Below are 10,863 nucleotides of genomic sequence, written 5' to 3'. Positions count from 1 at the left end.
CCGCCGTTTCGCGACCCAGAGCCTTCGGCCGTGTCGCGCTGCGGAATAAAACGATGCCAGGTTTGCGTCCCCCGGATGGGAATAGACCCTTTGCGTGTTGGTACGACGGTTCCAGCACTTTCTGCCTGAACAGATTAGAGAAACGACCATGCATAACGTCGTCATCAGCGGCACCGGCCTGTACACACCGGCCAACAGCATCTCCAACGAAGAGCTGGTGCAGTCTTTTAATACCTACGTCGCCCAGTTCAACGCCGATAACGCCGAGGCCATTGCCAGCGGCGAAGTCCAGGCCCTGACCGAATCCAGCGCCGCGTTCATCGAAAAGGCCTCGGGCATCAAGAGCCGCTTTGTCATGGACAAGGACGGCATCCTCGATCCGCAACGCATGGCCCCGCGCCTGCCCGAGCGTTCCAACGATGAATGGTCGGTGCTCTGCCAGATGGCCGTTGGCGCTGCCGAACAAGCCCTGCAACGAGCCGGCAAAACCGCAGCCGATATCGACGGCGTGATCGTCGCCTGCTCCAACCTGCAACGCGCTTACCCGGCCATCGCCATCGAAGTCCAGGAAGCGCTGGGCATCGAAGGTTTCGGTTTCGACATGAACGTGGCGTGTTCTTCCGCCACCTTCGGCATCCAGGCCGCCGCCAACAGCGTACAGCTTGGCCAGGCGCGGGCGATCCTGATGGTCAACCCGGAGGTCTGCACCGGGCACCTGAACTTCCGTGATCGCGACAGCCATTTCATCTTCGGCGATGCCGCGACTGCGGTGATCATCGAGCGCGCGGATCTGGCGACGTCCAAGTACCAGTTCGACGTGGTCAGCACCAAACTGCTGACCAAGTTCTCCAACAATATCCGCAACAACTTCGGCTTCCTCAACCGTGCGGCGGAAGAGGGCATCGGTGCCCGCGACAAGCTGTTCGTGCAGGAAGGCCGCAAGGTGTTCAAGGACGTGTGCCCGATGGTCGCCGAACTGATTGGCGAGCACCTGGAAGAGAACCAGCTCAACGTCGGCGACGTGAAGCGTTTCTGGCTGCACCAGGCCAACTTGAGCATGAACCACCTGATCGTGCGCAAGCTGCTCGGCCGCGAAGCTACCGAAGAAGAAGCCCCGGTGATTCTCGACAGCTACGCCAACACCAGCTCGGCCGGTTCGGTCATCGCGTTTCACAAATATCAGGATGATCTGGCCTCGGGTTCGCTGGCGGTGCTCAGTTCGTTTGGTGCCGGTTATTCGATCGGTAGCGTGTTGCTGCGCAAGCGCTGAAACAGGTTAATTTCCCCTTAATCGCGTCGATCTTTCCTACATTCGAAGCGGCTGAAACGCTGTAATTTTTCGGACGTCGCGGCAGGTGCACACCTGCCGCGTTCATTTTCGAAGTCCGGACAAGGGGATTGATGGATGGCGGCTGACGACACCCAACTGCTCACGCGCTTGCTGGCGGGGGAGCAAAAGGCTTTCAAGGAACTGGTCACCACATATCAGAGCGCCATGCGTGCGGTGGCTTACGCGATTGTCGGCCAGCGTCATGTCGAGGAAGTGGTGCAGGATGCCTGGCTGTCGGTGGTGCGCCATCTGGCCAGCTTCGAAGGCCGTTCCAGCCTCAAGACCTGGTTGCTGACCATTACCGCCAATTCGGCCAAGAGTCGCTACAAGCTCAATCGCCGCGAAGTCCTGCTCGACGACCTGCCATCGCCCCACGGCACCATCGGTGACGATCGCTTCTCTTCCAGCGATGGCCACTGGCTGGTCGCGCCATTTGCCTGGCACCAGGACACCCCCGAAGCGCTGCTGACTGAAAACGAACTGCGCGAATGCCTCGAACACACGTTGCTGAGTCTGTCCGAGTTGCAGAGCAGTGTCCTGCTGTTGCGCGAACGCCAGGGCCTGGAGCTGGAAGAGATCTGTAATCTTCTGGAGATCTCGCTCTCCAATGTCCGCGTGCTGCTGCACCGGGCACGCTTGAAGGTCTTTGCGACCGTGGAACATTTTGAGGAGACAGGAGAATGTTGACCTGCAAGGAGCAAGTGGCACGATCCAGCGATTATCTCGACGGCCAACTGAGCTTTCGCGAGACGCTGATGGTGCGTCATCACCTGTTGTTCTGCCCCAACTGCCGGCGCTTCATGCGGCAGATGCGCGTGATGCAGGCGACGCTAAAGGCGTTGCCGGAACAAGCGGACGAGAATGTCGATGCGCTGGCCAAGCGCTTGGCCGAGCAACGACGAAAAGACAACCCCCTGTAGGAGCTGACGAGTGAAACGAGGCTGCGATCTTTTGATCTTGTTTTCAGGATCAAGATCAAAAGATCGCAGCCTTCGGCAGCTCCTACAGGGGCAGCTTCAAGCTTCAAGCCTCAAGCTGCAAGTAAAGGCATTCACTCGCAACTCTTGGCTTGCAGCTTGCAGCTTGCAGCTGTTTTCCTAGAACTTCGCTTCAGCATCCAGCTGCAGGGTGTTGGCATCTGCATCGCGCTGGCTGCGGCTGGCGAAGTCGGCCTTGGTCAGGAAGTACGTGGCGCCGACGGCGAAGTTCTTGTCGATGTCGTAGCCGACCTTGAACTTGTGCCCGCGCGAACCGGTGGTGCCGTTGGCGAAGTCGGAGTCGGTGAAAGCGCCGACCACGGCGTTGCGCTGCACGTCGCGGTAGTTGTAGTCGAGGTTGAAGCCGAACACTTTCGACTTGGCGCCGAGCAACCATGCGGTGTCCTGATCGGTCACGGCATCGTTGTTTTTCACGTACTGGCCGTAGAACGACAGTGGCATTGGCAGGCCGCCGATGTCGATCTGGCTGAACCCTTCATACAGACGGAATTCGTTGTTCGCCGAGTTGCCGTTGACTGCCAATGCGCACGGCGTCGAGGTGCCGGTGCAGCGGCTGTCTTCGTCGTTCTGGTAGGCGTAGACGCTGCCGCCGACGGTCATTTTCAGGTTGTCGGTGATGTTGAAGCGGCTGCCCAACTGGCCAGCGGTCAGGCGCAGGTCGTGGCGAAATTGCACGCCGTCGCCGTCAACGTTGTCCTTGAGGTTGTAGTTACCCAGGCTGCCGAACAGTTCGGCGCTGCCGCCCAGTGGGTATTTGTAGGTAACGGCCAGACCTTCCGGGTTGATGTCGCTGTCCCAGATCACGTCGCCCATGCTTACCCACGGTTGCAGCATCTTGCCGCCGATAACGTGCAGGTTCTTGATCTGATCCGGGTGGTAGTCGATGTAGCCGAGGTCGAGCCAGATCTGCTTCTTGTCGAAGTAGTTGTCCTGATCCTGGTTGGTCGAGCGCGCGTCATCACCGCCGCCGGTGGCGATACGGATACCGGTGTCGACTTGCGGGTTGATCTCGGTATAGGCGCCCAGACGCGCACGGATACGCTGGCGATCCTTGTCGCGGCCGCCGTTGTTCGGCTCGCCGTCGATCTTGATGGTTTCCTGACGGATACGTACGTCGCCCTTGAACTGGGTCTTGGCGGCCCAGGCCAGTTTCTGATCGAACAGGCTCTGTTCGTTGGTCTTCTTCGCGACCGCCGCCACTTGTTCGTTGGTTTCCTGCTGCGCCTGTTGGGCGATTTGCTGAGCCTTCTGATCCTTGGCCAGTTCTGTTTGCAGCTCGATGTACTGCGCCTGGGAAATCGACCCGTTGGCCTTGAGCATGTCGAGCAGTTTGGCGTCGACTGCAGCACTGGCCGGAACGCTCATGGCCAGCAACAAGCCGCCGCACAGGGCCGCTGCAGTTTTCGTGGAAGCAAGACGCATAGCAATCTCCGAAGATGAAGGGGATGGCTGAACCATCCTGGGCACAACCGGCCTGAAGGCCGGAAAACTGTGTCCGGGTTAGAACCCGGCGCTCTAAAAACAGGCGCCAGTATCGCGATGGTTTATGACAGAGCGGTGGCACAGTGATGGCAGGTTGATGACGATGCGGATCAGGCGTGAACTATCGACCTAGAGCGCTGTCGGCCGATTGAGCGTGTGCAACCGGGTCGCGATCAGCGATACTCGCCGGGCTTTGTCGCCAAGCTGTGGAGTGCCAGTGAATGCCGTTGCAACGCCTGCAAGACCTGTCAGAAATCGCCCCGGCCACCTGGGATGCGCTGGTCCCGGACAACCAGCCGTTCCTGCGCCACGCATTCCTCAGTGCGCTGGAAGACAGCGGCAGTGTCGGCCCGCATTCAGGCTGGCAGCCCGAGCATTTGCTGCACATCGAAGATGATCGACTGATCGCCGCACTGCCCAGTTATCGCAAGTGGCATTCGTACGGCGAGTACGTCTTCGATCACGGTTGGGCCGACGCCTGTGCCCGCGCCGGCATCGATTACTACCCCAAACTGTTGACAGCCGTGCCGTTCAGCCCGGTAAGCGGCCCGCGCTTGCTGGCGGCGAAGGTCGAAGACGGTTTCGAACTGCTCAAAAGCCTGCCGGGTTATCTGCAGATCGAGGAACTGTCCAGCGCGCACATCAATTTCACTGATCCGTTTACCGATGCGGCGATGGCCGAGCAACCGGGCTGGCTGCAGCGCATCGGCTGTCAATATCACTGGCAGAACCGTGAATACCGCGACTTTCAGGACTTCCTCGACGCCCTCAGCTCACGCAAGCGCAAGCAGATGCGCAAGGAACGCGAGCAGGTGGCGGGGCAGGGCTTTGAGTTCGAGTGGCTGGAGGGGCGTGAGCTGGACGAGGCACAGTGGGATTTTGTGTACGCCTGCTATGCCAACACCTACGCGGTGCGGCGGCAGGCGCCGTACCTGACGCGCGAGTTCTTCAGCCTGCTGGCCGAACGCATGCCTGAAGCGATTCGGGTGGTTCTTGCCAAACAGGGCTCACGGCCGGTGGCGATGGCGTTCAGCCTGGTCGGTGGCGACAGTTTCTACGGGCGTTATTGGGGCTGCCTGGCCGAGTTTGATCGGCTGCATTTCGAGACGTGTTTCTATCAGGGCATGGATTACGCGATCGCCCATGGCATCCAGCGTTTCGATGCCGGGGCGCAGGGCGAGCACAAGTTGATTCGCGGCTTTGAACCGGTGATCACCCATTCCTGGCATTACCTGCGCCATCCGGGGTTGAAGGCGGCGGTGAAGGATTTCCTCCAGCAAGAGCGTGCCGGGGTTCTGGCCTATGCCGAAGAGGCCCGCACCGCGTTGCCCTATCGCCAAACCTAGTTCCAGATCCCCTGTGGGAGCGAGCCTGCTCGCGAAAGCGTCGGGTCAGTTGACGAATTTGTCGCTGATCCATCGCATTCGCGAGCAGGCTCGCTCCCACAGTTTTTTCACCGCACCGCCAGGCATCAATCGATGCCGACAAACCCTCCGGTCTGGTGCGCCCACAACCGTGCATACAAACCACGATGCGCAAGCAGTTCGGCGTGGGTGCCGCTCTCGGCGATCTTGCCGTTTTCCAGCACCACCAGACGGTCCATGCGCGCGATGGTCGAGAGACGGTGGGCGATGGCGATCACGGTTTTGCCCTGCATCAGGGTCTCGAGGCTTTCCTGAATCGCTGCTTCGACTTCCGAATCCAGCGCCGAGGTGGCTTCGTCCATAATCAGGATCGGCGCGTCCTTGAGCAGCACCCGCGCGATCGCGATGCGCTGGCGCTGACCACCGGACAGTTTCACCCCGCGCTCACCGACATGCGCATCGAAACCGCTGCGGCCTTCAGCGTCGGACAGCAGTGGAATGAACTCATCGGCGCGAGCCTTGTGCACTGCCTCCCACAGCTCGGCATCGGTGGCATCCGGTTTGCCGTAGAGCAAGTTGTCGCGGATCGAACGGTGCAGCAGCGAGGTGTCCTGGGTGATCATGCCGATCCGCGCGCGCAGGCTTTCCTGGCCGACTTCGGCAATGTTCTGCCCATCGATCAGGATGCGCCCGCCCTCGACGTCGTACAGGCGCAGCAACAGGTTGACCAGGGTCGATTTGCCGGCGCCGGACGGGCCGATCAAGCCGATTTTCTCCCCAGGTTTTATCGTCAGATTGAGGTCGCCGATGATCCCGCGCTTCTTGCCGTAGTGAAAATTCACGTGCTCGAAACGCACTTCGCCCGAGGCCACGGCCAGCGGTTTGGCCTGCTCGCGGTCGGTGACGCTGACCGGTTGCGAGATGGTGCGCAGACCGTCCTGGACCATACCGATGTTTTCGAAAATGCCGGTGACTACCCACATGATCCAGCCGGACATGTTGACGATACGAATCACCAGGCCGGTGGCCAGGGCAATCGCGCCGACGGTGATCAGCGACTGCGTCCACAGCCACAATGCCAGCGCGGTGGTGCCGACAATCAGCAGGCCGTTCATGGTAGTAATCGCCACGTCCATGCTGGTCACCACGCGACCGGCCATTTGCGCTTTGACGGTCTGTTCTTCGATGGCTTCCTTGGCGTAGTGCTGTTCGAAGTTGGTGTGGGCAAACAATTTCAGCGTGGCGATGTTGGTGTAGCCATCGACGATGCGCCCCATCAATTTCGAGCGCGCGTCAGAGGCTTCCACCGAACGCTCTTTCACGCGCGGCACGAAGTAATACAGCGCGCCGATGTAAGCGACGATCCAGGTCAGCAACGGGATCATCAGGCGCCAGTCGGCCTCGGCGAACAGCACCAGCGAACTGATCGCATAGATCACCACGTGCCACAGCGCGTCGACCGCTTGCACGGCAGAATCGCGCAGCGAGTTGCCGGTCTGCATGATGCGCTGGGCAATGCGCCCGGCGAAGTCGTTCTGGAAGAAATTCAGGCTCTGCTTGAGCACGTAACTGTGGTTCTGCCAGCGGATCATGCTGGTCATGCCGGGGCTCAGGGTCTGATGCACAAGCAGGTCGTGCAGGGCAAAGAAGATCGGTCGCAGCACCAGGGCAACCACCAGCATCCAGGTCAATTCGAGGGCGTGGTCGCTGAAAAAATTCGGGTTGGGCGTGCCTTGCGCCAGATCGATGATGCGGCTCAGGTAGCTGAACAACGCTACTTCGATCAACGAGGCAAACAGGCCGATAACGAGCAGGGCAGCGAAACTCGGCCAGACCTGCTTCAGGTAATAGACGTAGAAGGGCCAGACGCGGTCCGGCGGGGACGCCGTCGGGGCGTCGCGGAAGATATCGATCAGTTGTTCGAAACGGCGATAGAGCATCAGATAACCGCCCGGAATCCGGGCTCTCCTTTTATCAGTGCGAGCGGCGCAGGCTCAGCCGGGCGCCGCTCGATATGCCCGGCGAAACTCAGTCGATGCGCTTGGCCGACTTGATGATCACAGGGTCGACAGGCACGTTCTGCATGCCTTGTTTGGTGGTGGTCTGTGAGTTGACGATGATGTCCACGATGTCCATGCCCTTGACCACTTTGGCGAACACCGCGTAACCGGCGTCGCGACCCGGGTCGAGGAACGCGTTGTCGGCGACGTTGATGAAGAACTGGCTGGTCGCCGAATCAGGGTTGGAAGTACGCGCCATCGACAGGGTGCCGCGAACGTTGTGCAGGCCATTGCTGGCCTCGTTCTTGATCGGCGCCTTGGTTTCTTTCTGTTGCATCTGCTGGGTGAAGCCGCCGCCCTGAGCCATGAAGCCCGGGATCACGCGGTGGAAAATGGTGTTGTTGTAGAAGCCGCTGTCGACGTATTCAAGGAAGTTCTTCGTGCTGATCGGTGCCTTGACCGGGTCCAGTTCGATTTCGATCTGGCCGTTGGTGGTGTCCAGCAGAACGTGCGGTGCCTTGGCCGGCGTGGCAGCCATCAGGTTGGCAGCAAACAGCACGGTACCAGCGGCGAGGGCGAGTTTTTTCAGCATGGGTCAGTGATCCTGAGAGTGAAGGTCGGCTGTGGCGAGAAAATCCAGCAGCGTGTGATTGAAGCGTTCGGGTTGATCGAGCGGGGTGGCATGGCGCGAATCGGCGATGACCACCAGCCGCGCATCCGGCAGCAGTTTTACATAGGTTTCTTTCAGCGCAACCGGTGTGTAGTCACGGTCGGCAGTGACGATGAGCGTTGGACAGGACACCCGGGAAAGTCGTTCCTGAACGCCCCAGCCAACAATCGCATCGAAGCTGGCGAGATAAGCACGTTTGTCGTTTTTTGCCCAGCGTTCGGCCATTTTCCGTCGCAGATCGGCCTGTTCCGGCTTGGGGAAAAGTTTGCTGCCGAGGGCTTTGCCGATGGTTTCGAGACTGAGCAGGCGCATCAGGCTCCAGCGTTTGAACCACTGCCAATAATCATCGCGGCTGCGCAATTTGACCTGTGGTGCGCTGTTGACGATGGTCAGGCTCTTGAGCACCTGCGGCTGATCGACGGCCAGTTGAAAACCGATCATCCCGCCCATCGACAGCCCGACATAGTGCACCGGGCCGAGGCGCAGGTGTTCGATCAACGCGAGCAGATCCGCGCTGAACCTGGCGATGCTGTAGCGCTCGCGGGGTTTGTCCGAGCGCCCGTGGCCGCGTATGTCCGGGACGATCACCCGGTAGTGCGCGGCCAGTGCCGGGATCTGCATTTCCCAGTCCAGGGTGCTCGAGCCGAGCCCGTGAACCAGCAGCAACGGCGCACCGTGGCCATATTCCTCGTAGTGCAGGTTGCAACCTTCGTGCTCGAAATACGCCATCGGTGAACTCCGTGTCAGGCTTGTTCAGGTGCGGCAAACGGTGCGTCCAGCGGCAAGGTGTCGAAGGTGCGCAGCAGTTCGATGAGGATTTGCGTGGCCGGGCCCAAGGGTTTGTCCTTGTTCGAATACAGATAGAAACTCGAATTGCGGCTGCCGCCTCGGTCCAACGGTAGCAGCTTGAGCGAACCATCCTTGAGTTCGCGGTCGATCATGTGCCGCGGTAGCCAGGCAAAGCCCAGGCCGCTGCTGACAAAGGTCGCGGCGGTGGCGAGGCTGCCGACGGTCCAGCGCTGTTCGGCGCCGAGCCAGCCGACATCGCGCGGCTGCTGGCGGCCGGAATCGCGGATAACCACTTGCATCTGGGTTTCCAGATCCTGAAAGCTCAGTTCGCGGTTGAGCCGATGCAGCGGGTGGTCAGGGTGGGCGACGGCAACGAATTCGACATCACTCAATTCCGCACCGAGGTAACCGGGAATGCTCAGGCCGGTGATCGCCAGATCCGCCACGCCTTCGAGCAGCACTTCTTCGACCCCCGACAACACTTCCTCGCGCAGACGCACGCGGCAGCCGCGACTCTGCGGCATGAACGCGGTCAGGGCGCGGACGATCCGCGCGCTCGGGTAGGCCGCATCGACCACCAGCCGCACTTCCGCTTCCCAGCCTTGCTCCATGTGATGGGCAAGGTCTTCGAGTTGGCTGGCCTGTTTGACCAATTGCCGCGAACGGCGCAGCAATACCCCGCCGGCCTCGGTGAGCACGGCTTTGCGCCCGTCGATGCGCAGCAACGGCACGCCGAGCTGATCCTGCATGCGGGCGACGGTGTAGCTCACCGACGATTGCGAGCGGTGCAGGGCCTCGGCGGCCTGGGCGAATCCGCCGTGGTCGACCACGGCCTGCAACGTTCGCCATTGATCAAGGGTCACGCGGGGCGCTTTCATCAATAGCTCCTCTTGTCCTAAGCTGGCCGTCCCTCATGGAGACTGCCGAATGAAAAAATTCTGTTGTGTGGTGCTGGCGCTGCTGCCGTTGACCGCGTTTGCCTATCCGATCGATGTGCAAAAGGATCTCAACGGCATGAAGATCGACTACGAGACGTACGACACGGACAATGACATCGGCTCGATCCGTGTGGCCAATTACGGTGATGTCGACGCGACCTGCCGTGCGGTGTTCAGCAACGGCCCGGAAGCACCGCGCACGCGCAGCATCGATGTGCCGGCCGGCAAGCATAAAAACGCCACGGCCAAGTTCACCCGCGAGATCATCAAGCTGCGCATCAAACTGACCTGCACCCCGAAATAACGCTATTTCCCTGTGGGAGCGAGCCTGCTCGCGAAGACGGAGCGTTATCCAGAGATGATGTGACTGAACATTCCGCTTTCGCGAGCAGGCTCGCTCCCACAGGGGATATGGGTTTAGCTTATAAACGAATTTATCGATGGATTACAGCGGATATTTGCGCTTTTTCATCGATTCAGCTCTGTTTAACCTTCACTCCATCGACTTACAACATTCTCGGATGGAGGCTACACACCATGTCCCGCGTTCTGATCATCGAAAGCAGTGCCCGCCAGCAAGACTCGGTTTCCCGTCAACTGACCCAGACCTTCATCGCTCAGTGGAAAGCCGCGCACCCTGCCGATCAGATCACCGTGCGTGACCTCGCCGCGAACCCGGTGCCGCATCTGGACGCCAACTTGCTGGGCGGCTGGATGAAACCCGCCGAGCAGCGCAACGACAGCGAACAGGCGTCGCTGGATCGTTCCAACGAATTGACTGATGAGCTGCTTGCCGCCGACGTGCTGGTGATGGCCGCACCGATGTACAACTTTGCGATCCCGAGCACGCTCAAGGCCTGGCTCGACCATGTGCTGCGTGCCGGGGTGACCTTCAAGTACACCGAAACCGGTCCGCAGGGGCTGCTCGGCGGCAAGCGCGCCTTTGTCCTGACTGCTCGCGGTGGTGTGTATGCCGGTGGCCCGGCGGATCACCAGGAACCGTACCTGCGCCAGGTGATGGGTTTCATCGGCATCAACGACGTGACCTTTATCCATGCAGAGGGCATGAACCTGGGCGGTGACTTCCAGGAGAAGGGCCTGAATCAGGCCAACGCCAAATTGTCTCAGGTCGCTTGATCGGTTAATCGCCAGATAATCGCTGGATGGTCTAGTGACCTGGCGCAACCCCTTCAAGGCTTTACGCGCATCGAACCTCCCTTTGCACTTTTGCTCCTGAGTGCTGTAGCCCGATTGAACGCTTTAGCGAGATCGGGCTTTTTTTTGTCTGCGAT

At 60.1% G+C, this 10,863-nt stretch carries 11 protein-coding genes; 6 read left to right on the top strand and 5 right to left on the bottom strand.

Annotated elements, in window-relative coordinates:
- Nucleotides 1-148 precede the first annotated feature (148 nt).
- The 3 genes from D6877_RS04480 (at nucleotide 149) to D6877_RS04470 (ending at nucleotide 2,250) form a co-directional block, all read left to right on the top strand.
- A complete protein-coding gene (locus D6877_RS04480) occupies nucleotides 149-1,270 on the top strand; it encodes a beta-ketoacyl-ACP synthase III (RefSeq protein ID WP_130909987.1) in 1,122 nt (373 codons plus the stop codon).
- A gap of 135 nt (nucleotides 1,271-1,405) precedes the next feature.
- Complete coding sequence (locus D6877_RS04475; RefSeq protein WP_041478829.1) at nucleotides 1,406-2,017, top strand: sigma-70 family RNA polymerase sigma factor; 612 nt, start codon at nucleotides 1,406-1,408, stop codon at nucleotides 2,015-2,017.
- A complete protein-coding gene (locus tag D6877_RS04470; protein ID WP_130909986.1) occupies nucleotides 2,011-2,250 on the top strand; it encodes a zf-HC2 domain-containing protein in 240 nt (79 codons plus the stop codon). Before D6877_RS04475 ends, D6877_RS04470 begins: the two co-directional genes overlap by 7 nt.
- Nucleotides 2,251-2,427: 177 nt before the next feature.
- Here D6877_RS04470 and D6877_RS04465 read toward each other — a convergent pair whose 3' ends face one another.
- A complete protein-coding gene (locus tag D6877_RS04465) occupies nucleotides 2,428-3,750 on the bottom strand; it encodes a putative porin (protein WP_041478827.1) in 1,323 nt (440 codons plus the stop codon).
- A gap of 281 nt (nucleotides 3,751-4,031) precedes the next feature.
- On the opposite strand from D6877_RS04465, the gene D6877_RS04460 reads away from it, so the two are divergent.
- Nucleotides 4,032-5,156: a GNAT family N-acetyltransferase gene (locus tag D6877_RS04460; protein WP_130909985.1), complete on the top strand. Its 1,125-nt coding sequence runs from the start codon at nucleotides 4,032-4,034 to the stop codon at nucleotides 5,154-5,156.
- Nucleotides 5,157-5,281: 125 nt separating this feature from the next.
- Here D6877_RS04460 and D6877_RS04455 read toward each other — a convergent pair whose 3' ends face one another.
- From D6877_RS04455 to D6877_RS04440, 4 genes are all read right to left on the bottom strand, one after another.
- Nucleotides 5,282-7,114: an ABC transporter ATP-binding protein gene (locus tag D6877_RS04455; RefSeq protein ID WP_130909984.1), complete on the bottom strand. Its 1,833-nt coding sequence runs from the start codon at nucleotides 7,112-7,114 to the stop codon at nucleotides 5,282-5,284.
- A gap of 88 nt (nucleotides 7,115-7,202) precedes the next feature.
- Nucleotides 7,203-7,766, bottom strand: coding sequence for a peptidylprolyl isomerase (locus D6877_RS04450; protein ID WP_130909983.1), 564 nt, complete (start codon nucleotides 7,764-7,766; stop codon nucleotides 7,203-7,205).
- 3 nt (nucleotides 7,767-7,769) lie between these two features.
- Nucleotides 7,770-8,573 (bottom strand): alpha/beta hydrolase, encoded by an 804-nt coding sequence (locus tag D6877_RS04445; RefSeq protein WP_130909982.1) that lies wholly within the window; start codon nucleotides 8,571-8,573, stop codon nucleotides 7,770-7,772.
- A gap of 14 nt (nucleotides 8,574-8,587) precedes the next feature.
- Nucleotides 8,588-9,511, bottom strand: coding sequence for a LysR family transcriptional regulator (locus tag D6877_RS04440; protein WP_016771199.1), 924 nt, complete (start codon nucleotides 9,509-9,511; stop codon nucleotides 8,588-8,590).
- A 49-nt stretch (nucleotides 9,512-9,560) separates the two neighbouring features.
- Between D6877_RS04440 and D6877_RS04435 the strand changes: the two genes are divergently transcribed.
- Together D6877_RS04435 and D6877_RS04425 are read left to right on the top strand one after the other, a co-directional pair.
- On the top strand, nucleotides 9,561-9,875 hold the full coding sequence (locus tag D6877_RS04435) for a hypothetical protein (RefSeq protein ID WP_016771198.1): 315 nt from the start codon (nucleotides 9,561-9,563) through the stop codon (nucleotides 9,873-9,875).
- A gap of 233 nt (nucleotides 9,876-10,108) precedes the next feature.
- A complete protein-coding gene (locus D6877_RS04425) occupies nucleotides 10,109-10,708 on the top strand; it encodes an FMN-dependent NADH-azoreductase (RefSeq protein ID WP_130909981.1) in 600 nt (199 codons plus the stop codon).
- Nucleotides 10,709-10,863 lie beyond the last annotated feature (155 nt).

The sequence above is a fragment of the Pseudomonas sp. Sample_9 genome, assembly GCF_004307535.1.
GTDB lineage: Bacteria > Pseudomonadota > Gammaproteobacteria > Pseudomonadales > Pseudomonadaceae > Aquipseudomonas > Aquipseudomonas mercuritolerans.
The sequence above is the reverse complement of the archived record's forward strand: the minus strand, read 5'-3'. Positions and strand labels throughout refer to the sequence as shown.